This is a genomic window from Aquirufa sp. A-Brett2-W8 (assembly GCF_054558755.1).
Genome location: NZ_JBPXKS010000008.1, coordinates 93,666 through 120,009, shown reverse-complemented (window position 1 = coordinate 120,009; position 26,344 = coordinate 93,666). Strand labels below are relative to the sequence as shown.

Genomic DNA, 26,344 nt, shown 5'->3' with positions numbered 1-26,344 from the left:
TTGCACCATGCAATTCTATAAATACCAAGGTACTGGAAATGATTTTATCGTGGTCGATGACCGCGCAAAGACCTTTGACCTAAATCAGGAGGCGATAGCTTTGCTTTGCCACCGCCGTTTTGGGATAGGTGCTGATGGATTGATGCTATTGCAAGAGGCAGAAGGTTATGATTTCCGGATGGTCTATTTAAATTCCGATGGAACGCCGGGGACGATGTGTGGAAATGGGGGGCGTTGTTTAGTTCGCTTTGCATCTGACCTAGGTCTTGTGAGCGATAAAGCTCATTTCATCGCGGTGGATGGCCCGCATTTGGCCTATATTAATCCAGAAACGATTTCCTTACAAATGATGGATGTTCCTGGTATCGAGCAGCATAACGACGATTATTTTACGAATACGGGTTCGCCACATTTCGTGCGATTTACGAAGCAGGTACAGTTTTACGATGTCAAAAATATAGGTGCATCCATTCGTTATTCCGAAGCATATCAGCCCATTAACGGTACGAATGCAAATTTTGTAGAAAAATTAGATGACCAAACACTCTTCGTTCGTACCTATGAGCGCGGCGTAGAAGATGAAACCTATTCGTGTGGTACAGGTGTAACGGCAGCGGCTTTAGTAGCTAAAACCTTCCAAAACATACAAACACCCGTAAAAATCAAAACACTTGGAGGTGAATTAGCCGTGAATTTCGACGGCGATGCCATCACCGGTTTTACTAATATTTTCTTAATAGGTCCAGCGAAACAAGTTTTCACAGGCACCATATCCGTGTAATATGACACTAGATTCAACCACTCAACAGAACATGGACCAATGGCTTTCGGGCCCCTACGACTCAGCCACCAAGGCGACGATTGAGGATTTAATAGCCAAAGGAGATCAAACGACTTTGACGGATTCATTCTACAAATCGCTTGAATTTGGCACAGGTGGTATGCGTGGTGAGATGGGAGTAGGTTCGAATCGCATGAATAAATACACAGTAGGCGCTGCGACACAGGGCTTTGCGAACTATTTAAATGCGTCTTTACCAGGCCCAAAAATCAAAGTAGCCATCGCGCACGATTCTCGCAATAATTCACCTGAATTCACGCGCATTGCGGCGGATATTTTCACGGCTAATGGCATCGAAGTCTACTTATTCCCGGCTTTGCGCCCTACGCCACAGCTTTCCTTCACGGTTCGCCATTTAGGCTGCCAAGCAGGTATCGTGATCACCGCATCGCATAATCCGAAGGAATACAACGGCTACAAGGCCTATTGGTCAGACGGATCTCAAGTAGTGGCGCCTCACGATAAGAATATCGTGAATGAGGTGAACGCTATTTCTAGTATTTCTGAGATTAAATTTACAGGAAATGATGCCTTATTGCACCTATTAGATGATTCTATTGACGAGGCATACTTACAAACAATTTTAGTCAACTGCCGCCAGCCGGAGGTGATTAAACGCCAAAAAGACCTCAAAATCGTCTTCTCCCCTATTCACGGAACGGGGATTACCTTAGTGCCGCCGGCATTGAAATTATTAGGTTTTGAAGCGGTTACGATCGTTGAAGAGCAAGCCATTCCTAACGGTAATTTCCCTACGGTTATCTACCCGAATCCGGAGGAGAAGGAAGCCTTGACTTTGGCATTAAATAAGGCTAAAGAAATCGATGCCGACTTAGTCATCGCCACAGACCCCGACGCAGACCGCGTAGGTGCAGCTGTCAAAAGCCCAGACGGCGAATGGGCCCTCTTAAACGGCAACCAAATGGCCAGCCTAATCCTGTATTACTTATTAAAAGTATCGGATTTAAAAGGCAACGAGTTCGCCGCGAAGACCATCGTAACGACTGATTTAATCGACAAAATGTGCGCCTCGAAAGGCGTGCCTTGCTATAATACCTTAACGGGTTTCAAATACATCGCACAAGTTATCCGCGAATTAGAAGGAAAAGAAAAGTTTCTGGGCGGCGGAGAAGAGTCCTATGGCTATTTAATCGGCGATGCGGTACGTGATAAAGACGCGGTGGCCTCCTGTGCCATGATCGCAGAATTAACGGCTTACGCGAAAGATCAGGGCAAATCGCTCTTCGACTTCTTAGCCGAGATGTATGTGGAAAACAATTTCTACTACGAGGGTCTTATTTCATTAACCAAAAAAGGAAAAGCCGGCGCCGAGGAGATCAAACAAATGATGATCAACTTACGCTCAAACGTCCCAGCCACGGTGGCAGGTTCGAAACCAGTTCGAGTTTTAGACTACGAGGGCTTAGTTTCTACGGACTTATTAACGGGCGAAACAACGCCTATCAAAGTAGGTTTAGGCATCGAAGCTTCTAACGTAATTCAATTAATTCTAGCCGACGGATCAAAAGTATCCGCTCGTCCATCTGGAACAGAACCTAAAATCAAATTCTATGTTTCTGTGAATGCTCCATTAGCTTCTGCGGCTGACTTCTTTAAGGTTTACGCGGAATTGCAAGAGAAGGTGGGGGTGATTCAGGGGGATTTAGGGTTGGTGTAGAGTGGTGATTATAGAGTAGAGATTAAAGCATAAAGTATAAAGCACAAAGTATAGAGGTGGAATCTCCTGCGGAGATGACTTCATGAAATAAATAAGCAACCATAAAAAAAGGCCTCTGATCGGAGGCCTTTTTTTTATACGTTCTTTATGCTTTAAAAAAGGCGAAGCCTTAGTAAATTATAAGTAAACTGATAATGATTACGTTCATGTCCAAATTATAAGTTTACTGATTTTTATAGTGGTTGAATTGACTCACCTTTGAGATAAATAAACCACTATAATGAAAAATCAAACTCGCATATTAAGCTTGCTAATTTTAGCCTGCTTAGTTTTCCTCATCTCTTGTACAAAAGAAACAATAATTGAACCAGACAATGTCATTTCCACCTGGTATGAGTTGCATAAAAATCCCAATACCTTAGAAACTGTCCAATGGGACAAAATGACTACTTTACAATTATCCGATAGCTCTATCGCCTATTCTGTTCCAGCCAAAGACTCGGTGAATTTTAAAGAACTCGTATTTTTTAAAGAGGTGGGAAAGCAAGAGGCCGTTTATAAAGTATATTCTCCACTCAAAAACGGGCTAGAATTAAAAGTCTATTCACTTAGTGGAATCTTGCTTGAAAATAGATCCTGAAAATGCTAAACTATTAACCCAATCAGGAACATTAGGAAGTCCGTATTACTACAATACTATATTTTTCAATCCTCAACTTCGAGAAAAATTTCAACAGTTGTCAATAACTATAACAGCACAAATAATACTAAATATGGCACATACTGCAATAACTAAATTTATAAAAATAATCCTCCTCTTGGGATATTGATGCCATCATTTGGACAGACTAATCCTAAGCACGGCTTTACCTTTAAAAACCCTGATTATAGGCAAAATTTATCTACGTATCTAGGGACTGATGTGCTTGATCAAGAAGTACTTACAGCCTCTTTATTTATTTTTAAAATTAATGGGAATGGTAAAATATCTGACCTTTATTTTGATGGAAATTTAGATACATTAAATGTTCAAATAGTAAAATCGAACATCACAAAATCAGCAACGTTCTGGAAAACTACAGGAAATCCAAATGATTTCAGATGGATTGTGTACCCATTCTTTACGGGTAATTCAGATGGCATAAATCAACAGACTGGATTTGATTTTTACAGAAGAACAGAGTACTTATTTTTCGAAATAGAAAAAAGATTTAATACAGGTTTAGAAAAAGTAATTTTTATTCATCCAAGAACTAGCCGATTTGGCAAAAGACAAATATTATAACTTATGAACAAGATATTAGCTACCATTCTTTTCCTATCATTTAATAATTTGGCACATAGCCAGATTAAAAACCTAAATGAAATAGAATTCAACCATCCAGAATTTGAAAATAACTTTAATAATTATATTGAAAAAGGATACCCTGACTCAACCATTTATTCAATAAATATATTTGTATTCAATGTTGATGAAAAGGGAATTGTAAATCATATCACTCATGCAGGAAATTTAGATTCCACTGGACTAAAATTTGTTATTGATCGTATAAAACGTAGCGAACCATATTGGATAAAATCGAGTCCTTCGGCTACGAATAAATGGTTTATATTACCATTCATTGCGGGTGATCCTAGGATTGACGGAAAACAACCGAGTTTAGAAGAAATAAATCGACTTGTAACTATTATTTTATTTGAAATCAACAATAGAATGATTCCTAGCGTTGATAATGTTAGATTGCTACATACGAGGCAATCCTTGTATGGAAATCAGGTGATAATGTAAGTTTAAAAGCAGCCAATAAATATTTCACAAAGCCATCTCCGCAGGAGATTCCAACTTTATTATTTGTGCTTTATGCTTTAATCTATACTCTCTACTCTATAATCTATAATCTCGAAGGGATACAACCTATCAAAATTATCCATAAATTCAGCCAACAAAACCGATAACTATGTTGACTGAATCTCAGATCCATGCGTATAAGCAGGATGGATTTATCCACGTTTCCCACTTTTTTTCACCTGAAGAAATTGACTTATTGTTTCAGGTGGCGACGGATGAATCCGTGGTTAATCATGCTTTTGACCTGAACGATCAAAACGGTAAAAAAACAAAATTGACGCTTTGGTTTACGGCTGGAGATGATTCTTTTGGACTTATGTCGCGCTGTAAGCGCATGGTTACTTCGGTGCAAAGCCTTTTAGGGGAAGGGGATGTTTGTCATTTTCATTCCAAAATCATGCAAAAAGAACCGCGCGTAGGCGGTGCCTGGGAATGGCATCAAGATTATGGCTATTGGTATAAAAATGGGTTTCTGTTTCCTGAGTCGATGGTTTCGGTGATGATTGCGTTGACGGATGCAACGATTCAAAATGGTTGTTTACAAGTACTGAAAGGCACACATCACATGCAGCGAATTGAACACCATTTTGCGGGAGAGCAGCAAGGAGCCGACATGGCTTTTGTGGAAGAGGCGGAGAAGGTTTCGGAACTGGTCTATTGCGAATTGAAGGCGGGGGATGTGCTGTTTTTTCATCCTAATTTGCTGCACCGATCGGAAGCGAATTTGTCCGATAATGCGCGTTGGTCGGTTATTTCAGCCTATAATTTAGCTTCAAATAAACCCTTTTTGGAGAAAAACTTATCTTGTATTACGCCTATCAGCATGGTGCCGGATGAGGCCATTTTAGTAAGCGGAAAAAAAGCAGTGATTGGAGCTGACTTCCTCGCTAAAGAACAAGAGATCACGTTAAAAATCAACAAATAATGGCAAAAGTATGTATTCTGGGTGGAGGTTTCATTGGTAGATTCTATGCCGAATCCCTGTGTGGCAGACGAAGCAAAGATAGCGTCACCGTCGTTTATTCAAGAAAGGAATCCACAGCCTCTCGCTTCGCGAAGGATTATTCGGTACCCCATTATTGCACAGAGATGGAAGAGGCCATTGCACATCCGGAATCTGAATTTGTCGTTATTGCCTTGCCTAACTATTTGCACGAAGAAGCGGTCATGCTTTGCGTGAAACATAAAAAAGCGGTTCTGTGTACGAAACCCTTAGGCCGAACGGCCGAAGAAGCGCTGCGCATGACCTTGGCTTGTGAGGAAGCTGGGATTTTTGCGGGGTATTTAGAAGACTTGTGTTATACGCCTAAATTTTTAAAATCAGTCAAAAGTGTGGAAGATGGGGCGATAGGGCGTATTCTTTGGGCTAAATCCCGAGAGACTCATCCTGGCCCACATGCTGATTGGTTTTGGGATATGGAGAAAGCTGGGGGTGGTGCCGTGATCGATTTAGGATGTCATTGCATTGAGATTGCGCGTAATTTTATAGGCAAAGATGTGCTTCCCGTGGAGGTCATGTGCTGGGCTGATACCCAGGTAAAACCCATTGACGCAGAGGATCACGCCATTGGATTAGTTAAATATGAGAATGGGGCTATCGGTCAGTTTGAAGTTTCCTGGACGTTTAGAGGCGGAATGGACTTACGGGATGAAGTGATGGGAACGGAAGGGACAATTTGGGTTAATTCATTTTTGCGTACTGGATTTGAGATGTTCACGAGTGGGAATACGGATAATTATGTTGCTGAAAAAGCAGAAACGTACGTAGGTTGGCAATTTCCAGTGGGCGATGAAGCACATGAATTAGGCTACCCTACGATGTTCAATGACATGTTTGACGCTTATGAAAAGGGCCTACAACCACGCGAAACATTTTATGATGGTTATGTAGTCAATGCGATCATAGATGCGGCGTATAAATCGGCCAAAACGAAGCTTTGGGAAACCGTCCAACTCCCGGAATGGCGTGGAAAAAGGGGACTAACGAAACCGTCAGTCTACCAGGAATACGATGAAAAGCATTGGCTCATCAAAGAAGAAATTCTTCCGAATGGCGATAAAAAAATTATCGTGAAGGATAAATCAACAGGTGTTATTTCAGAAATAGCGTAACTAGGCTAATTTGAACTCACTGGTGAAGTGGAATACTATCTCTGGATTATTTGTTTGATTCATGCGAAGGATCCAGTCAGATTCAGCTAAGAACACGTAGTTGCCGTCTTTGTCTTGGGCGATGTTTTGGCCCTTTAAGCGGACAAATTCTTGCAATTTCTTCGGGTCTTCGGACGTAATCCAGCAGGCTTTTGTTACTGACATGCCTTCAAAGCGACATTTAGCGCCATATTCATGCTCAAGGCGGTATTGAATTACTTCGTATTGAAGTTCCCCTACCGTACCCACGATCTTACGATTTCCGAGTTGTGGTTGCAAGAAAAGTTGAGCCACTCCTTCGTCGGTTAATTGGTCGATGCCTTTTTCGAGCTGTTTGGCCTTCATCGGATCGAGGTTCATTAACTCCTTGAATATTTCTGGAGAGAAAGAAGGGATACCTTGGTAGTTCAATACTTCGCCTTCAGTAAGTGTATCGCCGATTTTGAAGTTACCTGTATCATATAATCCGACTACGTCGCCTGGGAAACCTTCATCGATGACCTCTTTATCTTGAGCCATGAAATTATAGGGATTCGCAAAACGCACGTTTTTCTTTAAGCGAATGTGCTGGTAAAAGGTATTCCGTTTAAAAGTACCGGAGCAGATGCGTAGAAAAGCGATTCTGTCGCGGTGTTTCGGGTCTAAGTTAGCGTGGATTTTAAAGATGAATCCAGTGAATTTCTTTTCTTCTGGTTCCACGATACGTATGTCGGTGCCACGCGCGCGAGTAGAAGGTGCGATGCGAGTGAAAGTGTCTAATAATTCTTGTACACCAAAATTGTTCACCGCAGAGCCAAAAAACACAGGAGCAATATCCCCAGATAAATAATCATTGCGATCGAATGCTTCGTAAACACCGTCAATCAATTCGACGTCTTCGCGCAATTGATGTGCGTCACGATCTCCCACGCGCGTATCTAAGTCGGGGGAATCGATGTCCACTGCAACTACTTCTTTTTCGATTCTGGTCTTATTCGCAGAAAATAAATTCAGCGATTTGTCCATCAAATTATATACCCCTTTGAAGTTTTGGCCCATATTAATCGGCCAGGTCAAAGGTCGCACCGAGATGCCTAATTTTTGTTCTAATTCGTCCAAAAGATCGAAAGGGTTTTGGCCTTCTCGGTCCATCTTATTGATAAATATGATGACGGGAGTCTTGCGCATGCGACAAACCTCCATTAAACGTTCTGTTTGTTCCTCAACCCCCTTCACGCAGTCAATCACCAAAATCACGGAATCTACGGCCGTTAACGTACGGTACGTGTCTTCTGCGAAGTCTTTGTGACCTGGCGTATCCAAAATATTGATTTTTAATTTATTATACTCGAAAGTCATTACGGATGTCGCGACCGAAATACCACGCTGACGTTCGATCTCCATAAAGTCAGACGTCGCGCCTTTCTTAATTTTATTCGATTTCACCGCGCCGGCTGTTTGGATCGCACCCCCGAAGAGAAGCAATTTCTCTGTCAATGTTGTCTTACCAGCATCGGGGTGAGAAATAATCCCAAAGGTTCTACGTTTCGCAATTTCAGTTTCAATCTGACTCATTCGTTCTTCATTAAAAAATCAAGGTGCAAAAATACGCCAAAAAAGGGGGAATTAAAAGGCAAAAAAAGAGCCGGGGCTTTCGCCCCGGCTCCTAACTACACGAAGAGAATTACTCTCTCGTATTCAACAATGATCTTGGTCTACTATATAAGAAGTAAACTACTAATCCGAATACTAACCAAGCCATGGCAAACAATTGCGCCGTACGGCCTAAGTTCAAGATTAAGAACGTGTTCACCAAAATACCTAACGGCGCCACGATATTCAAGCCAGACACTTTGAATGGGCGGTCACGGTTTGGATCACGGAAACGTAAAATCCATACCGCTAAGCATACCATCGTGAAGGCAAATAAGGTACCGAAACTAGTCATATCACCTAATAATGAGATAGGGGTGAAACCAGCTACGATAGAAACTACGGCTCCTACAAGGATCGTTGATTTCCAAGGTGTTTTTAAAGTAGGGTGAACTTCCGCAAAGAATTTTGGCAATAAACCATCTTTCGCCATGCCTAAAAAAACACGTGTTTGGCCTAACATCATCACAAGCATTACAGATAATAAACCAGCTGTAGCTGCCGCCGTTATGATAAATACCGCCCAAGGCTGACCCGCCTTATCAAATGCAAAGGCAACTGGCGCCTTTAAGGCATCACCCGTAATATCTTTGTAATTGATCATTCCTGTTAACACTAATGAAACCGCGATGTACAATACGGTACAAATCAATAACGAAGCAATAATTGCAAATGGCATATCCTTCTTTGGATTAATCGCCTCCCCCGCTTGCGTAGACACGGCATCAAAACCGATGTATGCAAAGAAAATCGCAGACGCACCCGAGATAATACCGCCCCAGCCATAAGCAGGAAGCATTTCTCCATTTTCACGGGCAACGGGTACTTCTGCAGGAATGAACGGAGTCCAATTCGCTACATCGATGTAGAAAGCTCCCATGATGATCACAAACAAGATCACGGCTACTTTTATAACAACGATTAAATTATTTGCGCTCGCCGCTTCTTTGATCCCTCTCACTAAAATCCAGGTCACAAACCAAACAATCACAAGAGCAGGTAAATTCACTGAAGCTCCACCGAAAGTAACCGGATCATTCGTCAAATTTTCAGGTAAATGTATCCCAAAGAGATGGAGGAGCTTATTAAAATAACCCGACCAACTCACGGCCACTGTCATCGCGCCCATGGCATATTCTAAAATCAATCCCCAACCAATAATCCAAGCAAATATTTCACCTACCGTTCCGTAAGCATAGGCATAGGCACTACCTTCAACAGGTAACATCGCTGCAAACTCGGCATAGCAAAGTGCCGCAAAAATACAGCCAATACCAGCGATCACGAATGAAAGCGCTAAGGCTGGACCTGCATGATAATGCGCCGCAGTTCCCGTTAAAACGAAAACTCCACCACCGATGATTGCTCCGATACCGATAGCAGTCAAACTCCATTTACCTAATACACGCTTGAGCTCGCTTTTTTGCATGTCTTGCTCAAACATATGCATAGGTTTCTTTCTCCAAATACTATTGTTCATAATCGTAATTTATTTGATGAAAAATAAAAAAACCGGCCAATCAAACGATCAGCCGGCAAAAATTAGTTCTTTACTTTCTTCGAAGTACCGAAGTCGATCACAATAGGTGCCGCCACGAAAATAGACGAATAAGCACCAAACACAACCCCGACGAACATCGCGAAAGAGAAACCTCTTAACACATCACCTCCGAAAATCAATAACACCGTAACTACTAAGAATACCGTAGTCGCTGTCATCACCGTACGAGACATCGTGTGGTTAATAGACTCATTGATCGTTTTGATCATCAATTCTTTATTACCAAGATCAGCATCTAAACCAATCTCCTCCCGGATACGGTCAAATACTACCACCGTATCATTAATTGAGTAACCGATCACCGTTAATACTGCCGCAATAAATACTTGATCGATTTCTAATTCGAAACCAAACAAACGAACGATACCCACCGCTCCTAATACCACTAAAGTATCGTGAACTAAGGCAACTATTCCACCTAATGAATATTGCCATTTGCGGAAACGAATCAAGATGTAGATAAAGATAGCAATCAAGGCGTAGAAGATCGAAACAAAAGATTGCATCAAAATATCATCGGCTACCGTTGCCCCTACTTTAGAAGTAGAAACAATCTTAGGCGACTGAGCTGAGAATTGTTTTAATCCATTTTCTAAAGCCGTACGAACTGTATTATTCGCCGTAATCGACTCGTCTTCTACTAAATAAGACGTAGTCACTTTCAATTTCGTAGGACCATTGAACGTTTTCACTTCCACTCCTTTTCCACCGAAATCATCCGCCAAAGCTTCTTTCACTTTTCCTGATTCAACCGGCGTCGAGAATTCTACTACATACGAACGACCACCTTTGAAATCCACACCTAGGTTAAATCCACCTTGCATGAATAATACGATGGCACCGATAGCAATTAAAGCCCAAGAGAACCAATATGAATATTTACGCTTTCCGATGAAATCGAAGTTCATTCCTTTGAAAAGATCACGAGAGATGAATGTCTCGAAAGTCATTTCTTTCTCCTTACCTGCTTTAATCGCACGTTTTGCCATCCAATCAATTAAGATGTGAGAGATGTAAACCGCAGTAAATACGGATGTAATTAAACCGATACAAAGTGTTACCCCGAATCCTTTAACAGAACCTGAGCCGAAGATAATTAAGATCACACCGATCAAGACCGTGGTAATATTACCATCCAAAATCGCACTCAATGCTTTCTCGTAACCTACGTTAATCGCATCTAATAAGCCTTTGCCTTTATGTAATTCCTCGCGAATACGTTCATTAATCAATACGTTCGCATCGACTGCCATACCTAAGGTTAACACGATACCGGCGATACCAGGAAGGGTTAATGCTGCTTGAATTTGGACTAAAACACCTGCAATAAAGAAGACGTTAAAGAATAATGACAAATTCGCCATCCAACCCGGAGTGCCATAATAACCGATCATAAATATGATGACAAGTAAAAGACCTAAGCCCATCGACATATACCCTTGATCAATTGACTCCGCTCCTAAAGAAGGACCGATGAACGCATCTTCTACGATACGTGTGGGAGCTGGTAATTTACCTGCTTTCAACACATTCGCTAAATCTTTTGCTTCCTCTACTGAGAAACTACCTGAGATCGACGAACGACCACCTGGAATCTCTCCATTAATAACAGGAGCAGAATATACATACCCATCTAAAACGATCGCGATACGACGTCCGATGTTTGCACCTGTTAAGTTTTTCCAAATACGAGCACCTGTTCCGTTCATCGCCATCGTTACCTCAGCACGACCTGCTTGATCGAAATCTTGCGCCGCATCCGTGATCACATCACCCTCTAATGGAGCTGATTGGCCTTCGCCTTTCTTCAAAGCCTCTAAAGAAAGAATTTCGTCACCATTCTTAGCTGGAATTCCTTTCGCTGCCCAAGCAAACGTTAAGTTCGCTGGGAACATCGCCTTCACTTCTGCACGAGCAAACAAAGCGTTCACACGAGCCGTGTCTTTTACATAAACACCGATGTTATTTCCTAAAGGCAAGAATAATTTCGTTAAAGCGGAACCTGCAGACGTATCTGCTTTTGCTTTTCCTGAATCTTTCGTAGCAGGTGCTGCAGCTAATTTATTTGCCAACGCATTCGCTGCCGTATCTTTAGTTGCCGGAGCCGCCGCTGTTGCAGCCGCCACTGGCGCTTTCGCTTCTTTATCTAATAAAGCACCTAAGGCATTTAAGCCTCCGCCGTACTCGTTTAATTCATAACACTCTACGAATTCTAATTTCGCAGCACCTGATAATAACTTGCGTGCACGCTCTGGATTCTCCACCCCTGGCAATTCTACCTGGATACGGTTTGTACCTGGTAAACGTTGGATGTTCGGGTTAGCTACACCGAATTTATCGATACGTGCTTGGATAATCTTATAAACACGATCTACCGCACCGTCGATTTCCGCATCAATCACCTTCTTCACTTGTGAATCTGTCGATGTAGAGGATATTTTTCCGCGGTTCACTGAATTAGCGAATACCGATGCCAAAGTTTGGTTAGGAGCTGCCTTCGCGAATTCTTCATAGAACAATTCGTTAAAAGATTGCGTAGAACTAGCCTGAGCCGCACCAGCCGCAGCTAATGCTTTCTCAAATGCTGGATCATTACTCTTTCCAGATAAAGCACGCAAGATCTCTGCTGGAGAAACCTCTAAAACCGCGTGCAATCCACCTTCTAAGTCAAGACCTTTTTGCAAGGCATACTGAGTCACTTCTTGTAAGGTATATCCGATATAAACCGGTTGTTTCCAAAGGGAATCAATGAAATGTAAACGCTTCGCCGCATCTACTTGACCATCTGCAGAAGTTGCATATTGGATGGCTTGGTCTTTTAATTGATTAGACTTCCAAGTAAATGATAGGAAGAATATACATAGGGCTGAAACTATCGTAGACAGCCAAATAATGGCACTTTTGTAACGCATAATCTAAATGGTTAATGGTGAATGGTAAATGAATGGTAAATGGTGAGTGGTAAATGGTGAATGTTTGCTGGAGACTGATTACTGTCTACTGGCTACTGATTACTGTCCACTGATTACTGCCTCTCACGGCGCCAGAGTGGCTATAAATTGGGTAAATAAAATTCGTAAGAATTGCGTGCGATGTGTAAAAGCAGGCAATTTAATCGCTTGCATCGAGCGCGTAACGAAGATTTCCGTAGGGCTTGTGAAATTCCAATCTTGTGGAAAATCGAGTTGTAGGTTCGTAGCGACTTGATATACATGCTGCTCTGCCTTTACAATCGTTTGCTTCGAAGTCTTCTCCGTCTTTACTGCACCTGTCTCGACTGCGAACAGCGAAATAGGCTTAGCCACCAGCCAAAATAGCACGGGGATAAACAGAATGAGATGAGATATTTTAACCTTCTTTTGCATTGTGGGTAGCAAAAATAGGATATTTTTCTTAGAAATCAATTCTCCGGGTAATTTTCGTAATTTTGGGAGGTAAAATACCCGCATGTTTAACTACAAAGACCCTTCTTACGTCCAAGCCTTCATTCAATCAGCCCTTCTGGAAGATGTGGGTGGGGGTGACCATACCTCTCTTTCCACTGTTCCGGTAGACGCAAAAGGAACTGCGGAATTAAAGGTAAAAGATAGAGGCGTACTGGCTGGCGTGGAATTATCGTTGGCTATTTTCAAAGAGGTAGATTCGGCATTACAAGTAAAAGTGTTCATACACGATGGTTCTTGGATCGAGCCTGGACAAGTCGTTTTAGAAGTAAGCGGTTCTTCCCAATCCATATTGAAAGCGGAGCGTTTGGTCCTTAATTGTATGCAACGCATGTCAGGGATTGCAACTTATACGCGATCATTAGTGAACATCCTAGAAGGAACCAGAGCTAAATTATTAGATACTCGTAAGACCACGCCTAATTTTCGCTTAGCGGAAAAATGGGCTTGTCAGATCGGTGGCGCAGTCAATCACCGCTACGGCTTGTTTGATATGATTTTGATTAAAGATAATCACGTGGATTTTGCGGGAGGAATTAAGCAGGCTTTGGACAAAGCATTTAGCTATAACCAAACCTTAGCTAAACCGCTCGAAGTGATGATTGAGGTGAGAAATGAAACAGAATTAGACGAAGTGCTAGCGATAGGTGGGGTAAAACGCATTATGTTAGATAATTTTACACCCGATCGCCTCCGCGATGCGATTAGAAAAATTGATGGACGTTTCGCGACAGAAGCGTCTGGTGGAATCACAGAAAAAACACTCCGCGCCTATGGCGAAACCGGGGTAGATTACATATCCGTGGGGGCTTTAACCCACCAGGTAAAGAGTTTAGATTTAAGCCTAAAAGCAAAATGAATTTAATCGAAGAAGCAAATGCTGTGGGCTATATTGCCCGATCTACACCAAAAGGTGTGGAATTAATCACCGAAATCCAACGATTGAAGAAGGAGAAAAATGCGGTGATTTTAGCGCACTATTATGTGGATGGTGAGATTCAAGAACTAGCTGATTATGTAGGCGATAGTTTGGGTTTATCACAAGCTGCGGAAAATACGGAGGCGGATTTGATCGTATTTTGTGGCGTTCATTTCATGGGCGAAACGGCTAAAATATTGAATCCGACGAAGAAAGTGGTAGTACCCGATTTTAATGCGGGTTGCTCGCTGGCGGACTCCGTTCCCGTAGCAGAATTTGCCGCTTTAAAAGCGAAACACCCGAACGCAATTGTCGTTTCCTATATCAATTGCTCTGCAGACATTAAAGCGATGACGGACATCATTTGTACCTCTTCGAATGCGGTCCAAATCGTGGAATCTATTCCAGCGGATCGCGAAATTATTTTCGCCCCAGATGCGAATTTAGGCCGATATGTGGCGCATAAGACAGGACGGGAGTTGATTCTTTGGGAAGGGGCTTGTATGGTGCATATCGATATATCCTTAGAGAAATTATCTGTTTTAAAGCAAGAATATCCGGAGGCGCTTTTGATTGCTCACCCAGAATGCAAGGAAGTGATCTTAAAAGAAGCGGATTATGTAGGCTCGACGACGGCCTTATTGAAATTCGTGGAAACGTCACCTAATTCGACGTTCATTGTGGCGACAGAGGCGGGTATCTTACACAAGATGAAGCAATCTGTTCCGCACAAGCACTTGATTCCAGCGCCTGCTAATGAACAAAATACCTGCGCTTGCAGTGAATGTCCTTATATGAAGATGAATACATTGGAGAAATTATACAATGCTTTGTATTATGAGCTGCCGGAAATTCATTTAGCCGAAGAAATACGCGTTCCTGCCTATAAAGCACTGAAAGCCATGTTAAATATCTCTGTTTAATCGTTTAGCTCGAAAATTGCTTCGATTTCTACCGGAATATTATCGGGCAAAGTTCCCATTCCCACGGCGGAACGAACGCCTATTCCATTTTCCTCTCCCCAAACCTGGGCGAACAATTCGCTACATCCATTGATGACATAAGGATGACGTGAAAAATCCTCCGTGGCATTGACCATGCCTAGGACTTTAATCACGCGTTTGATGCGATTCAGCGATCCTAATTGTGCTTTTAAGGTCGCCAAAATAGCCAAACCCACCTGACGTGCCGCTAATTTCCCTTCCTCGATATCGAGAGCCGCACCGATTCGACCGATGATCAACGATCCATCTGTTTGCACCGTACCATGGCCTGAAACATAATAGAAATGATCTACCTGTAAACCTGGTTTGTAAACTCCTAAAGGTTTAGGAGCCGGGGGAAGCACAAGGCCTAAGGCCGCAAAATTCTCTTCTGGACTAGTTTTTGCCATGTAATTGTCTGATTATTTCGGAGATTAAGCCTGTCCAACCCGTTTGGTGGTTTGCGCCTAATCCCTTTCCTGTGTCTCCATCGAAATATTCGAAGAAGAGGTGTGAATCTTTAAAATGGGGATCTTGGAATTTATTGTATTCGCCGTACATCGGAATTTTGCCGTCTTTACCTGGCACAAACATCGCTAATAAACGTTCGGAAACTCCACGAGCAGCGTCTTTGATATTCATCATTTCGCCTGAATTCGTCGGGAATTCTACTTCATAATCCGTTCCATAATAGTCGGAAAATTTCGATAGTGAGTCCAAAATCAAGTAGTTCATCGGGAACCAAATCGGTCCACGCCAGTTCGAATTCCCCCCAAACATATCGCCTGTAGACTCTGCCGGCGTATAATCAACCTGCAAGGTGCCTCCCTCGTAACTAAATTTATATGGGTTCTCTTTGTGGTATTTGGACAAAGAACGAATACCGTAATCCGATAAGAATTCCGTCTCATCAAACATCCGTTTCATGATCATCTTCATTCTATGACCCCGCAAGATCGAAAGCAAACGTGTCTCCCCTTTTCCTGGTTCATACCAGCGGGAAATTAAACCCGCTAAGTCTGGACGATTAGCTAATACCCATTCCACCCTACGTTTAAAGGCCGGTAATTTCTCTAGCATCTCAGATGTCAGCGTTTCCACAGCGAAAAGTGGAATCAAGCCCACCATCGAACGCACCTTTAATAATTCGGCTGATCCATCTTCTTTATGTAACATGTCATAATAGAATTGATCGTCTTCATCCCAAAGATCTAACTTATCCCCTCCGATCGATTGCATCGCCCCAGCGATATGCAAGAAATGCTCAAAGAATTTCGAAGCCATATCTTGGTATACGGGATTTTCGATCGCGATTTCGCAGGCAATACGCAGCATATTCAAGCTATACATTGCCATCCAACCCGTTCCATCCGCTTGTTCGAGGTGACCTCCGGTAGGTAATTGTGCGGAGCGATCGAACACCCCGATATTATCCATGCCTAGGAATCCACCTCCAAAAATATTATTCCCTCCCTCATCTTTCAAGTTCACCCACCAGGTGAAATTGAGTAATAATTTATGGAAAATACGTTCCAAAAAGACCACATCGCCTTTCCCGCCATTCATCTCCTTGTCTATCTCATACACTTTCCAGGTTGCCCAGGCGTGCACTGGTGGGTTAACGTCGGAGAAGGACCATTCGTAGGCCGGAATTTGGCCGTTCGGGTGCATATAATATTCACGAAGGATAACGGCTAGCTGTCTTTTGGCAAAATCAGGATCTAATCTGGCCAAAGGCAAGGTATGAAAAGCTAAATCCCAAGCCGCAAACCACGGGTACTCCCACTTATCCGGCATAGACAAAATATTTGCCGCAGACATGTGCCTCCACGTACTGTTTCGGCCATTTTTACGACTCGCATCTGGCTTCGGCATAGACGGATCGCCCTTAATCCACTCGAATACATTATAATAATACCATTGTTTAGTCCATAACATTCCCGCACAAGCCTGGCGCTGCAAGGAACGTAAATTCTCCTCCTCGATTCCCTTTTGCAATTCCGCATAGAATTGATCGGCATCGATGATTCGGTCTTCGAATATCTTATCAAAATCTGCAAATGGCTCCCGCTGGGTCACATTACTCAAACGCAAACGATATACTTTCTTGCCTCCCCCCGGTATCTTATCCGTGAATTTCACTGCGGCCTTAGTCCCGATGTGGTTCGGATTTACCGCATGCTTATTTTTATTTACGATATACTCATTTATCCCGTCTTTCGTAAAATGGGAATTATTAGCAGAGTTATGTAAACGCTGAAGATTGGTCTCATTATCGCAAAAAAGGAATTCATCTGCTTCCTCAGCGTATAATTTAAAACGACCCACCACGCGGTGATCTACCTCGATGAAGGAATTTCCTACCCCTGTTAAAAGTGGTTTGTAATTATACTTCTCGTACCCCCAGCACCAGGTATTTCGGTACCAAATGGTAGGTAAAACCGTGATGGGCGCCGCTACTTTCGAGCGATTTTCTACGGTCACTTTAATTAAAATATCCTGTTCGTCTGCTTTCGCATATTCGATGGAAATATCGAAGTATTCATTATTGTCAAAAATCCCGGTATCTAACAGCTCGTATTCCGGCTCTTTCCGGTTACGCTTTTGGGATTCATCGATGAGTTTTTGGTAAGGAAAAGTCTGATGAGGATACTTATACAGCATCTTTTGGTAGGAATGCGTAGGCGTAGCATCCTGGTAATAGTAGAGTTCCTTCACATCTTCTCCGTGATTAGATTCGGCCCCAGTTAGACCAAAAAATCGCTCCTTCAGGATATGATCCCGGTGGTTCCAAAAAGAAAACGCAAAGCAAACGTGTTGTTTATTATCCGAAATACCACCAATCCCCTCTTCGCCCCAGCGATAGGCTTTAGAACGAGCCATATCATGCGTAATCGTACCCCAGGCATTTCCATGGGCAGAATAATCCTCTCTCACCGTTCCCCATTGACGTTCCGTCAAATAAGGACCCCACTTTTTCCACCCTTTATTATCGTTTCGTAATTGCAATCGTGCGCGCTCCGCTCCTATTCCTGACATAATAATTTCTTAAATATATTATTTTCTACTTAGTTATAAATGCAATGACCAATTTACGTAAATTGCCCCTAAAATCAGCAAATTCACTATGAAAAAACTCATCTATTTATGCCTTCTTTTGTCCTTTTTCTCTTGTAAAAAGTCAGACCAACCCTCTTCAGAATTAGCCAAAATCGTAGGCGATTATTACGAAGAACAACTAAAACTAAGTCCTATTTCTGCTACATCTAATGGTGATAATCGCTATAATGATCAATTAAATATTGATTTTACGGATAGTCACCGCGCTTTAGTTAAATCGGTTTTAGAAAAATACCAACAGTCTTTAGCCGCTTTAAATCGGGAAAATTTGAATTCGAACGATCAAATCACTTACGATTTATTAACGCGTGATATTAAACTAGCATTAGAGGGCTTGACATATCCCGATAACCTTACACCATTGAACCAATTTTATGGTTTTCATTTAACATTCGCTCAACTAGGCTCCGGTCAAGTAATTCAACCTTTCAAGACGGTGAAAGATTATGAGAACTGGGAAAAGCGCATGAAAAGAGGTGTGGCTTACTTAGACTCGTCTATCGTTTATTTCCGCAGAGGAATGAAGCAGGATTATGTGTTACCTAAGGCTTTGGTCATCAAAATGATCCCTCAATTTACTTCTTTCGCAGTGAAAGATGTAAAAGAATCCACTTTCTATGGTCCATTGAAACAATTTCCTGCAGACTTTTCTGAGGCTGATAAACAACGTTTAACAGCGGCCTATTCGGCAGCAATTGAAAATGAAATCATGCCCGCTTATGCTCGTTTAGCGACTTTTTTACAAAACGAGTATTTACCTAAGGCACGCACAAGCACGGGTATCAGTGCGTTGAAGAATGGCGCTGCCTATTACCAATATTTAATTCGCGTACTTACTACAACGGATAAACCGGCTGACGAAATTTACCAAACCGGCCTAAGCGAAGTCAAGCGCATCCGCACGGAAATGGAGAAAACGAAAGATGCGGTGGGCTTTAAAGGAACGTTGGCAGAATTCTTCACCCACATGAAGACCGACCCTAAATTCTATCCATACAAGACCCCGGCGGAGGTATTAGCTGCTTTTCATACGATTCACAAAAAGATGGAACCGTCATTAAAAACGATGTTTGGTCGCGTTCCGAAGACGCCGTTTGAGATTCGCCAAACCGAAGCCTTCCGAGCTGCCTCTGCTTCTGCCGAGTATTTCCAAGGTTCAGAAGATGGAACGCGTCCGGGAATTTTTTATGTGCCTATTTTGGACGCTAAAAAATTCAACTTCACATCCGGAATGGAAAGCTTATTCTTACACGAAGCAATCCCGGGACATCATTACCAAATCAGCTTGCAACAAGAAAACAGCGATTTACCTAAGTTCCGTCGCTTCGGCGGTAATTCGGGTTATGCGGAAGGCTGGGCTCTGTATACGGAAAGTTTAGGTAAAGAATTAGGCCTTTATACAGACCCATACCAATATATGGGAGCTTTAGGAGACGAAATTCACCGCGCGATCAGACTCGTGGTAGATGCCGGTATGCACACGAAAAACATGACCCGAGTAGAAGCGATCCAATACATGATGGACAATGAACCATTAAGCGAAGAAGGGACCATTGCTGAAATCGAACGTTATATGGCGATTCCTGCACAGGCTTTGAGTTATAAAATAGGTGCTTTGAAAATCCGTGAGATTCGTGAGCGTTTAACAAAAGAAATGGGGCCTAAATTCAAATTATCCGATTTCCATGACGCACTATTGAAGGATGGAAACATGCCTTTGGATGTTTTGGAGACCAAAATGAATGCTTGGTCAGCCTCTGTAAAGTAATGCAATTAACAACTTCATTTCCCATTCCACCAGCACCTTCACTCTTGAATCACAGGAGTAAGGTGCTGAGTATGGGCTCCTGTTTTGCGGCCTCGATGGGTTCGCGTTTAAGCAAATTGCCTGTAGAGGTGATGACACAACCTTTTGGAACTTTATTTCATCCTTTTGCTATTTCTCGGGCTTTATCAGGGGAGGTTTCTGAGGATTTATATGAGCATTGTGGGTATTTTTTGCATCCAGATTATCACTCGAATTTTACGGATACATCGCAAGCAGAATTAATAAATGATATCCGTTCTGTGGCATCCGACGTTTCAGCATTTATCGGTGTGGCGGATTTTTTAATCCTTACCTGGGGAACTACATTTAGTTATTTTGATAAATATCTAAATAACAGCGTAGCTAACTGTCATAAAATGCCAGCAGAGCGTTTCGAAAAACGATTATCGACGGTAGATGAGATAGTTTCAAATTTCTGCTCTCTACTCTCTACTCTCCCATCTACAACGCAAGTGATTTTAACCGTTTCCCCCGTTCGCCATACAAAAGACGGCATGATGGAAAACCAAGTTTCTAAATCTAGCCTGCGCGTAGCGGCTGACATCGTTTCCAAACAATTCAAAAACGTGCACTATTTCCCTGCGTATGAGATTATGGTGGATGAATTGCGCGATTACCGCTTCTATGAGGCAGATATGATACACCCGAACGAGCAAGCGCAAGATTATATATGGGAACGATTCGCGTCTGTATTTTTTGATGCGGAATTGCAGGTTATTCAGAAAAAATGGGATTCCATTTACCGAACTTTGGCACACAAACCACATCCGGCAAAGTTGTTCGATCATCGCCGAGTTTTAGAGGTATTATTAGCAGAACTGAATGAGGAAAAATACCAAGAAATTGATACGTGCAAAATCGCCGAATACGTCGCGCATGAAATAAAAAACACGTATATTTGAGGTTGAAAAGGAAAAGAGATTCATGGGAGAATTAAGTATTAGTAAAGAGATTATATTAGGTGCCTTAAGTACCGTTCAAGAACCTGATCTGAAGAAAGATTTAGTGACATTGAATATGATTAGGGACGTAGAATTAGGCGTGGGTGAGGTTCGCTTCACGGTCGTTCTAACGACACCAGCTTGTCCATTAAAAGAGAAGATCAGAAAAGATTGCGAGGATGCCATTCATAATTTAGTGCATCCGGACTTGAAAATCGTTATTAACATGACGGCTGAAGTCACTTCGTTGACTTCGAAAGACCCACTCATTCCAGGCGTTAAAAACGTGATTGCTATTGCATCAGGAAAAGGTGGCGTAGGAAAATCTACGGTAACCGCGAACTTAGCTATGGCCTTGAAGAATGCCGGAGCAAAAGTGGGAATTTTAGATGCAGATATTTCTGGGCCTTCGATTCCGGTGATGTTTGGGGCGGAAGATTTACAACCCTTAGTAACCGAAGTAGACGGCAAAAACCGCATACAACCGATTATGCAATACGGCATCAAGATGATCTCCATGGGCTTTTTAGCTCCTAGCGAAAGTCCTGTGCCTTGGAGAGGACCTATGATGACGCAGGCGCTTCGCCAATTTTTTGGAGATACGAACTGGGACGAATTAGACTATTTATTAATCGACCTTCCTCCTGGAACGTCAGATGTTCATTTAACCTTAGTGCAGCTCATTAAACTGACTGGTGCGGTGATCGTGACCACTCCTCAAAAAGTGGCCCTTTCCGATGCAACAAAAGGTTTAGCCTTCTTTAAGCAAGCAGGAATCAATGTTCCGCTTTTGGGTTTAGTAGAAAATATGGCTTATTTTACTCCCGCAGAATTACCTGAAAACAAATATTATTTGTTTGGTAAAGATGGCGGAAAGCAATTAGCTGAAAAATATGCAGTTCCCTTCTTAGGAGAGGTTCCGTTAATTCAGGCCATCCGTGAGGCAGGGGACGAAGGCAAACCGATCGCCTCTAGCGAAGGGCCGAGTGCAGATGCCTTTATTGCGATTGCCGCTAATTTAGCACAACAAGTAGCGATTTCAAACGCGAAAAACCAAGCTTCTTAATATGGAAAATCACCCACTTTACCGCCGCATTCAGACGACCTTAGATAGCATTAGACCTTATCTAATAGCGGATGGCGGAAATGTGGAAATCACCGAGATTACGCCGGATAATATATTGAGATTAGCGCTAACTGGCAATTGCCAAACATGTAACATATCTGCCATGACTTTTAAGGCAGGAGTAGAAGAGGCGATACGCAGAGATGTACCAGAAATTATTGCAGTAGAAGAAGTAAAACCCTAAAGGGCATATGATGCGGATAGGAATATTTTTTGGCGGACCCGCGCGTGAACGGGAAATTAGTTTTTTAGGGGGCAAAACTGCCATGGCTCACCTGAACAAGGCATTATTTCAGCCCGTCCCCGTTTTCGTGGATAGCTTAGGTAATTTCATCTTGATCAAAGAGGAGCTTATATTCGAGGAATCGATACGCTCCTTCTACCCTCCTAAAAGCTCACAAACCGCCCCTTTCGAAGTCTATATCGAGTCTTTGCCAGATGCGGATGCTGCGGCGTTATTAGCAGAGGTGGGAACGGTCATTCAACCGGCTGATTTTGCCTCCCATTTTGACTTTGCCTTCATCGCCATGCACGGCCCTGGAGCGGAAGACGGAAGTATTCAAGGTCTGTTAGAATGGTATAATATACCTTATTCTGGGCCTAGCGTCTTAGGATCAGCTATCGGTATTGATAAGGCCAAACAAAACGAGTGGCTGAAGAAATCCGTGGGTTTGGAGAAGAAATTCTTCGTTTTACAAAGAGACGACTATACTAAATACGGTAGAGAAACACTTTTCGAGCAAATTAAGAAAGAAATCGGTATTCCTTTTGTGGCCAAAGCTCCACACCAAGGTTCTTCCATCGGTCTTGCTTTCGTGAAAGAAGATTCCATCGAAGATTTCGACAAAGCCATCAAAAAATGTCTTTTCATCGAAGAAATCTACCGTGAGGATTGGTTAAAATTAGACGAAAATGGCCAGGTAACCCTTTTACAAAAGATGGTGAATTTAGACGAGGGAATCGGGTTCCCTGTCGTATTCTCAAAACAAATCTACCACCACCCTAGCTCATTATTAAGTGCCTTGGTGGATTATTTCACTCATACCGTTACTAAGGCAAGCATTCAATCCATCCACTCCGAAGACACGATTTTACTCGAGTCTTTCGTGAACGGAAATGAATTCAGCTGTGGTGTGATTCAAACCCCTACCGGTGAGACGGTAGCCCTTCCTCCGACCGAAATCGTCATCGATGAATCAGTCGAAGTCTTTGATTTTAATGCCAAATATAAATCGAAATTAACGCGCAAACGCATTCCGATGCATGCTAGCCTAGCTCACCTACAATTGATTCAAGCGCAAGTAAAACAGGCTTTTGATGATTTAGGTTTTGGTGTATGCACCCGAATTGATGGATTCTTAGACACCCAAGGAATAGTGGTTCTACACGACCCTAATACCATTCCAGGCATGTCCCCTAGTTCCTTAATTTTCAAGCAAATGGCTGAAATAGGGCTAAATATATGCGATTCATTAACCTATTTCGTTCGTCAATCCATCCGCGAACGTTTAAGAACAGGTAAAAACTATTATATCTTAAACCTACAATTAAAGGCATTAGATGAAGCCATTGCTGCCACTTTGCAAGCAAAGGCTGCGCAAGAAGTCCAAATTTTAGAAATCAATGGTGCGAACGAAGAGGCTTTGGAAGCAAGTTTCCAAGCCATCAAAATCCAAGCTGCTGAATTAGCCGCCTTAGGCACAGAAAACTTCCTTGTTTGCACTCCTCTAGAAATCGAAGAAGGCGAAACATTGCTTCCTTTGCATGTGGCTCATTTAAGCAAAGACTCTGCCAAAGAAATGCTAGAGACCATCAAAACAGGCGTACATCCTTTGATCGCTCATACCCGCGAGGCAGCCATTTCCATCACTAAATTTTATACGAATGTCTAATACGGAATTAAACCCTTTGCAATACCCCATCGGGAAATACAAAAATCCGGAGGTCATCACACCAGCAATTAGAGCCGAATGGATCAAAACCATCGCCTCTACAGCAGACGATTTAGCTACCATGTTAGAAGGGGTGGACGAAGCTCTTCTGGAAAAACCGTATCGCGAAGGCAGCTGGTCAGCTCGCAAAGTGATCCACCATTTAATGGATAGCCACATGAACAGCTACATCCGTTTTAAAATGGCTCTAACAGAGGATAATCCTAGTATCAAACCATATAGCGAAGACGATTGGGCATCCATGCCAGATGGCAATCAAGCTCCCATCGCCTGGTCGATCGAAAGCTTGCGTTACATTCACCTTCGTTGGGTATACTTAATGGAAACCGTTTCAGAAGCTGATTGGAAGAGAACCTATTTCCATCCTGAACGCGGAATTACGTATCCTTTGGACAAGGTGTTGGGGATATATGCGTGGCATTGTACGCATCATCTTCGTCACATATCTAGTGTACTTTAGAGTATAGATCTAAAGCACAAAGAATAGAGCATAGAGCATAGAGTTTGAATCGCCTTCGGCGATGCATTCGTGAAATGTTTTATCATTAAAATCAAAAGGGGCTAAGGCCCCTTTTTTCATATATCATTTAAAAGAAAGATGGAGAGATTCTACATTCACAAAATCATTGCGCAGCACGATTTTAGAATGTAGAATCCGACATAGCACGATTTCTGGATTTTAAAGACGATTTTTTATTCCACGGCGCCGTCGTATGACTCGCCATCTGCACCGCTAACGCGATCATCAACAACGTAAATAGAATTAATATCCAGCGAAAGATTTTTTGGTTTTTGTTCATAGTTGGTGGGTAATGATGGCTGAACCTTTGGTGATTTCTGACCAGGAATTCAGACCTGGGAAATGCAAAGATATACATCCAGCCGTTTCCATTTGAATCATTTCGCCGGTTACATAGGAGGCTAAATACGAGATGGATGGATTATGAGCAACTAGGTAAATAACAGGCTCCGTACATTTCATTAATTTTTCTAGATAATCTGGACCGCTCGAGACATACCAAAATTCTGAATTTTCAAATTCAGAAAAAGGTTTTCCGAGTAATTCTGCTGTTTCTCGCGTACGAATGGCATCAGAAATGAGCCAAAAACCAGCAGGGATTTGTTTCAAATGCATCCATTCCCCTAATAACAAGGCTTCTTCGATTCCTCTCTCAGAAAGATGACGACCTTTATCATCGGATGTATGTGGCCCAGCATGGGCATGGCGAATTAAAATAAGTTCCATTATTCGAAATCAGCAGCGGTTAATAGAGGAAATTTTCCTGATTTATGTTCGGCTCCCATTTTTACATAATGAGGAGGGCCAAATTTCAATCGATTGATCTGGTCTTCAGTTAGTGTTTTTACCACTTTAGCAGGGGTTCCTAAAACGAGCGAATAGTCGGGAATTTCCATTCCTTCTGTGACTAAAGCGTGGGCACCGATGAGGCAAAATTTGCCTACTTTGGCCCTATTCAAAACGGTCGCTTGCATTCCTATTAAGCTTCCTTCCCCTATTTCTGCGCCATGGACAATCGCACCATGACCTACGGTTACGTTCGCTCCGATGATGGTCTTTTCGCCTTCATCTGCATGTAAAACAGCATTATCTTGAATATTGCAGCCTTCACCTAAATGAATTTCCTCCACATCCGCACGAATCACGGCACCGTACCAGACGGAGACGTCTTTCGAAATGAGAACACGACCCATCACGCTGGCCGTAGAAGCAATAAAAATAGCCATGTTGTTTTTTATTTAATTCGTCAAATATACCTTAAATTGCGAATCGATGAAAGAATTCTATGAATTTGGGCTTTGGCAAAAAGACGATCACATCACCTCCATAGGCTGTGGTTATGGCTGGTGGGAAGTCAGTCTCTGCCTCCATTATCCTGCGAGGCAATTAACGCTGATCGATCCCCTGGTGGACGCCGATGACGTAGCGGATAGCATTGCCTATTTCACAGAAAAAACGGGAATAATATGGGAGACGGAAGTGGAGTTGAATCCAGCAAGCCTACAGAAATCAAACCAAATTTGGGTCTTCAATGCTTGGCACGAATTCGAGAATTGTGCGCAAATGTTGTTAAAAATCATTGACGCAATTGAAGAAGGTGGAACGATTATTATCGAAGAGGAAATCTCGAAAAGTGTACGTTTACAACACGAGGGATGTGGAAAAGAGTTATTTTTTGAAAAGGAAATCATCGACGAATTCGCAAAAGCTGGACTGCATCACGTAGCCTCTAAAACGAAGGACGAGGTAGCCATATACCTCAAATTCCGAAAATGAAAGTCCCTTTTTAACTTAAAACAA

25 protein-coding genes are annotated in these 26,344 nt (G+C 42.4%); 16 read left to right on the top strand and 9 right to left on the bottom strand.

What is annotated here, in order from left to right; translation table 11 throughout:
- The first annotated feature begins 7 nt into the window (after window positions 1-7).
- The 7 genes from dapF (at window position 8) to ACST13_RS09245 (ending at window position 6,480) form a co-directional block, all read left to right on the top strand.
- Window positions 8-781 carry a diaminopimelate epimerase gene (gene dapF / locus ACST13_RS09275; RefSeq protein WP_459522914.1) on the top strand — a complete coding sequence of 258 codons (774 nt, stop codon included), beginning with the start codon at window positions 8-10 and terminating at the stop codon, window positions 779-781.
- Window position 782: 1 nt separating this feature from the next.
- Window positions 783-2,519 carry a phospho-sugar mutase gene (locus tag ACST13_RS09270; RefSeq protein WP_459522913.1) on the top strand — a complete coding sequence of 579 codons (1,737 nt, stop codon included), beginning with the start codon at window positions 783-785 and terminating at the stop codon, window positions 2,517-2,519.
- A gap of 280 nt (window positions 2,520-2,799) precedes the next feature.
- Entirely contained in the window at window positions 2,800-3,159 is a 360-nt protein-coding gene (locus ACST13_RS09265) for a hypothetical protein (protein ID WP_459522912.1), read from the top strand.
- Between the two features lie 189 nt (window positions 3,160-3,348).
- The gene (locus ACST13_RS09260) at window positions 3,349-3,804 is read left to right on the top strand and encodes a hypothetical protein (RefSeq protein WP_459522911.1); all 456 of its coding nucleotides are present in this window, start codon (window positions 3,349-3,351) and stop codon (window positions 3,802-3,804) included.
- Window positions 3,805-3,807: 3 nt separating this feature from the next.
- Window positions 3,808-4,308: a hypothetical protein gene (locus tag ACST13_RS09255; RefSeq protein WP_459522910.1), complete on the top strand. Its 501-nt coding sequence runs from the start codon at window positions 3,808-3,810 to the stop codon at window positions 4,306-4,308.
- Between the two features lie 169 nt (window positions 4,309-4,477).
- Window positions 4,478-5,293: a phytanoyl-CoA dioxygenase family protein gene (locus tag ACST13_RS09250; RefSeq protein ID WP_459522909.1), complete on the top strand. Its 816-nt coding sequence runs from the start codon at window positions 4,478-4,480 to the stop codon at window positions 5,291-5,293.
- Window positions 5,293-6,480, top strand: coding sequence for a Gfo/Idh/MocA family protein (locus ACST13_RS09245; protein WP_459522908.1), 1,188 nt, complete (start codon window positions 5,293-5,295; stop codon window positions 6,478-6,480). Before ACST13_RS09250 ends, ACST13_RS09245 begins: the two co-directional genes overlap by 1 nt.
- On the opposite strand, the gene ACST13_RS09240 is transcribed toward ACST13_RS09245, so the two are convergent.
- The 4 genes from ACST13_RS09240 to ACST13_RS09225 all read right to left on the bottom strand — a co-directional run bounded on the left by ACST13_RS09240 (window position 6,481) and on the right by ACST13_RS09225 (window position 13,077).
- Entirely contained in the window at window positions 6,481-8,073 is a 1,593-nt protein-coding gene (locus tag ACST13_RS09240) for a peptide chain release factor 3 (RefSeq protein WP_459522907.1), read from the bottom strand.
- Between the two features lie 109 nt (window positions 8,074-8,182).
- The gene (locus ACST13_RS09235; protein WP_459522906.1) at window positions 8,183-9,631 is read right to left on the bottom strand and encodes an APC family permease; all 1,449 of its coding nucleotides are present in this window, start codon (window positions 9,629-9,631) and stop codon (window positions 8,183-8,185) included.
- 62 nt (window positions 9,632-9,693) lie between these two features.
- Window positions 9,694-12,624, bottom strand: a complete 2,931-nt coding sequence (secDF, locus tag ACST13_RS09230) for a protein translocase subunit SecDF (RefSeq protein ID WP_459522905.1) — start codon at window positions 12,622-12,624, stop codon at window positions 9,694-9,696.
- 123 nt (window positions 12,625-12,747) lie between these two features.
- A complete protein-coding gene (locus ACST13_RS09225) occupies window positions 12,748-13,077 on the bottom strand; it encodes a hypothetical protein (protein ID WP_459522904.1) in 330 nt (109 codons plus the stop codon).
- Between the two features lie 82 nt (window positions 13,078-13,159).
- On the opposite strand from ACST13_RS09225, the gene nadC reads away from it, so the two are divergent.
- Together nadC and nadA are read left to right on the top strand one after the other, a co-directional pair.
- Window positions 13,160-14,014, top strand: a complete 855-nt coding sequence (nadC, locus tag ACST13_RS09220) for a carboxylating nicotinate-nucleotide diphosphorylase (RefSeq protein WP_459522903.1) — start codon at window positions 13,160-13,162, stop codon at window positions 14,012-14,014.
- Window positions 14,011-14,997: a quinolinate synthase NadA gene (gene nadA / locus ACST13_RS09215; RefSeq protein ID WP_459522902.1), complete on the top strand. Its 987-nt coding sequence runs from the start codon at window positions 14,011-14,013 to the stop codon at window positions 14,995-14,997. Before nadC ends, nadA begins: the two co-directional genes overlap by 4 nt.
- Here nadA and ACST13_RS09210 read toward each other — a convergent pair.
- Together ACST13_RS09210 and ACST13_RS09205 are read right to left on the bottom strand one after the other, a co-directional pair.
- Window positions 14,994-15,467: a RidA family protein gene (locus ACST13_RS09210; RefSeq protein ID WP_459522901.1), complete on the bottom strand. Its 474-nt coding sequence runs from the start codon at window positions 15,465-15,467 to the stop codon at window positions 14,994-14,996. The genes nadA and ACST13_RS09210 overlap by 4 nt on opposite strands.
- Window positions 15,454-18,096 (bottom strand): MGH1-like glycoside hydrolase domain-containing protein, encoded by a 2,643-nt coding sequence (locus ACST13_RS09205; RefSeq protein WP_459522900.1) that lies wholly within the window; start codon window positions 18,094-18,096, stop codon window positions 15,454-15,456. Before ACST13_RS09205 ends, ACST13_RS09210 begins: the two co-directional genes overlap by 14 nt.
- Before the next feature lie 88 nt (window positions 18,097-18,184).
- Between ACST13_RS09205 and ACST13_RS09200 the strand changes: the two genes are divergently transcribed.
- From ACST13_RS09200 to ACST13_RS09175, 6 genes are read left to right on the top strand one after another with little or no spacing between them, the layout of a single operon-like run.
- The gene (locus tag ACST13_RS09200) at window positions 18,185-19,945 is read left to right on the top strand and encodes a DUF885 domain-containing protein (protein ID WP_459522899.1); all 1,761 of its coding nucleotides are present in this window, start codon (window positions 18,185-18,187) and stop codon (window positions 19,943-19,945) included.
- Complete coding sequence (locus ACST13_RS09195) at window positions 19,945-20,907, top strand: GSCFA domain-containing protein (RefSeq protein WP_459522898.1); 963 nt, start codon at window positions 19,945-19,947, stop codon at window positions 20,905-20,907. The genes ACST13_RS09200 and ACST13_RS09195 overlap by 1 nt, the downstream gene beginning before the upstream one ends.
- A 22-nt stretch (window positions 20,908-20,929) precedes the next feature.
- The gene (locus ACST13_RS09190; protein WP_459522897.1) at window positions 20,930-22,012 is read left to right on the top strand and encodes an Mrp/NBP35 family ATP-binding protein; all 1,083 of its coding nucleotides are present in this window, start codon (window positions 20,930-20,932) and stop codon (window positions 22,010-22,012) included.
- A gap of 1 nt (window position 22,013) precedes the next feature.
- Entirely contained in the window at window positions 22,014-22,256 is a 243-nt protein-coding gene (locus ACST13_RS09185; RefSeq protein ID WP_459522896.1) for a NifU family protein, read from the top strand.
- A gap of 7 nt (window positions 22,257-22,263) precedes the next feature.
- Window positions 22,264-23,964, top strand: a complete 1,701-nt coding sequence (locus tag ACST13_RS09180) for a D-alanine--D-alanine ligase family protein (RefSeq protein WP_459522895.1) — start codon at window positions 22,264-22,266, stop codon at window positions 23,962-23,964.
- Window positions 23,957-24,484 carry a YfiT family bacillithiol transferase gene (locus tag ACST13_RS09175; RefSeq protein ID WP_459522894.1) on the top strand — a complete coding sequence of 176 codons (528 nt, stop codon included), beginning with the start codon at window positions 23,957-23,959 and terminating at the stop codon, window positions 24,482-24,484. The genes ACST13_RS09180 and ACST13_RS09175 overlap by 8 nt, the downstream gene beginning before the upstream one ends.
- 181 nt (window positions 24,485-24,665) lie before the next feature.
- Here ACST13_RS09175 and ACST13_RS09170 read toward each other — a convergent pair whose 3' ends face one another.
- From ACST13_RS09170 to ACST13_RS09160, 3 genes are read right to left on the bottom strand one after another with little or no spacing between them, the layout of a single operon-like run.
- On the bottom strand, window positions 24,666-24,824 hold the full coding sequence (locus ACST13_RS09170; protein ID WP_459522893.1) for a hypothetical protein: 159 nt from the start codon (window positions 24,822-24,824) through the stop codon (window positions 24,666-24,668).
- Window positions 24,821-25,270 carry a SixA phosphatase family protein gene (locus tag ACST13_RS09165; RefSeq protein WP_459522892.1) on the bottom strand — a complete coding sequence of 150 codons (450 nt, stop codon included), beginning with the start codon at window positions 25,268-25,270 and terminating at the stop codon, window positions 24,821-24,823. Before ACST13_RS09165 ends, ACST13_RS09170 begins: the two co-directional genes overlap by 4 nt.
- Window positions 25,270-25,770 (bottom strand): gamma carbonic anhydrase family protein, encoded by a 501-nt coding sequence (locus ACST13_RS09160; RefSeq protein ID WP_459522891.1) that lies wholly within the window; start codon window positions 25,768-25,770, stop codon window positions 25,270-25,272. Before ACST13_RS09160 ends, ACST13_RS09165 begins: the two co-directional genes overlap by 1 nt.
- Before the next feature lie 46 nt (window positions 25,771-25,816).
- On the opposite strand from ACST13_RS09160, the gene ACST13_RS09155 reads away from it, so the two are divergent.
- Window positions 25,817-26,320, top strand: coding sequence for a hypothetical protein (locus tag ACST13_RS09155; RefSeq protein ID WP_459522890.1), 504 nt, complete (start codon window positions 25,817-25,819; stop codon window positions 26,318-26,320).
- Window positions 26,321-26,344 lie beyond the last annotated feature (24 nt).

What these genes read in the sequence shown, in the direction of transcription:
- dapF (WP_459522914.1), top strand. Translation starts at nt 8, where the DNA reads ATGCAATTCTATAAATACCAAGGTACTGGAAATGATTTTATCGTGGTC.
- ACST13_RS09270 (WP_459522913.1), top strand. Translation starts at nt 783, where the DNA reads ATGACACTAGATTCAACCACTCAACAGAACATGGACCAATGGCTTTCG.
- ACST13_RS09265 (WP_459522912.1), top strand. Translation starts at nt 2,800, where the DNA reads ATGAAAAATCAAACTCGCATATTAAGCTTGCTAATTTTAGCCTGCTTA.
- ACST13_RS09260 (WP_459522911.1), top strand. Translation starts at nt 3,349, where the DNA reads ATGCCATCATTTGGACAGACTAATCCTAAGCACGGCTTTACCTTTAAA.
- ACST13_RS09255 (WP_459522910.1), top strand. Translation starts at nt 3,808, where the DNA reads ATGAACAAGATATTAGCTACCATTCTTTTCCTATCATTTAATAATTTG.
- ACST13_RS09250 (WP_459522909.1), top strand. Translation starts at nt 4,478, where the DNA reads ATGTTGACTGAATCTCAGATCCATGCGTATAAGCAGGATGGATTTATC.
- ACST13_RS09245 (WP_459522908.1), top strand. Translation starts at nt 5,293, where the DNA reads ATGGCAAAAGTATGTATTCTGGGTGGAGGTTTCATTGGTAGATTCTAT.
- ACST13_RS09240 (WP_459522907.1), bottom strand. Translation starts at nt 8,073, where the DNA reads ATGAGTCAGATTGAAACTGAAATTGCGAAACGTAGAACCTTTGGGATT.
- ACST13_RS09235 (WP_459522906.1), bottom strand. Translation starts at nt 9,631, where the DNA reads ATGAACAATAGTATTTGGAGAAAGAAACCTATGCATATGTTTGAGCAA.
- secDF (WP_459522905.1), bottom strand. Translation starts at nt 12,624, where the DNA reads ATGCGTTACAAAAGTGCCATTATTTGGCTGTCTACGATAGTTTCAGCC.
- ACST13_RS09225 (WP_459522904.1), bottom strand. Translation starts at nt 13,077, where the DNA reads ATGCAAAAGAAGGTTAAAATATCTCATCTCATTCTGTTTATCCCCGTG.
- nadC (WP_459522903.1), top strand. Translation starts at nt 13,160, where the DNA reads ATGTTTAACTACAAAGACCCTTCTTACGTCCAAGCCTTCATTCAATCA.
- nadA (WP_459522902.1), top strand. Translation starts at nt 14,011, where the DNA reads ATGAATTTAATCGAAGAAGCAAATGCTGTGGGCTATATTGCCCGATCT.
- ACST13_RS09210 (WP_459522901.1), bottom strand. Translation starts at nt 15,467, where the DNA reads ATGGCAAAAACTAGTCCAGAAGAGAATTTTGCGGCCTTAGGCCTTGTG.
- ACST13_RS09205 (WP_459522900.1), bottom strand. Translation starts at nt 18,096, where the DNA reads ATGTCAGGAATAGGAGCGGAGCGCGCACGATTGCAATTACGAAACGAT.
- ACST13_RS09200 (WP_459522899.1), top strand. Translation starts at nt 18,185, where the DNA reads ATGAAAAAACTCATCTATTTATGCCTTCTTTTGTCCTTTTTCTCTTGT.
- ACST13_RS09195 (WP_459522898.1), top strand. Translation starts at nt 19,945, where the DNA reads ATGCAATTAACAACTTCATTTCCCATTCCACCAGCACCTTCACTCTTG.
- ACST13_RS09190 (WP_459522897.1), top strand. Translation starts at nt 20,930, where the DNA reads ATGGGAGAATTAAGTATTAGTAAAGAGATTATATTAGGTGCCTTAAGT.
- ACST13_RS09185 (WP_459522896.1), top strand. Translation starts at nt 22,014, where the DNA reads ATGGAAAATCACCCACTTTACCGCCGCATTCAGACGACCTTAGATAGC.
- ACST13_RS09180 (WP_459522895.1), top strand. Translation starts at nt 22,264, where the DNA reads ATGATGCGGATAGGAATATTTTTTGGCGGACCCGCGCGTGAACGGGAA.
- ACST13_RS09175 (WP_459522894.1), top strand. Translation starts at nt 23,957, where the DNA reads ATGTCTAATACGGAATTAAACCCTTTGCAATACCCCATCGGGAAATAC.
- ACST13_RS09170 (WP_459522893.1), bottom strand. Translation starts at nt 24,824, where the DNA reads ATGAACAAAAACCAAAAAATCTTTCGCTGGATATTAATTCTATTTACG.
- ACST13_RS09165 (WP_459522892.1), bottom strand. Translation starts at nt 25,270, where the DNA reads ATGGAACTTATTTTAATTCGCCATGCCCATGCTGGGCCACATACATCC.
- ACST13_RS09160 (WP_459522891.1), bottom strand. Translation starts at nt 25,770, where the DNA reads ATGGCTATTTTTATTGCTTCTACGGCCAGCGTGATGGGTCGTGTTCTC.
- ACST13_RS09155 (WP_459522890.1), top strand. Translation starts at nt 25,817, where the DNA reads ATGAAAGAATTCTATGAATTTGGGCTTTGGCAAAAAGACGATCACATC.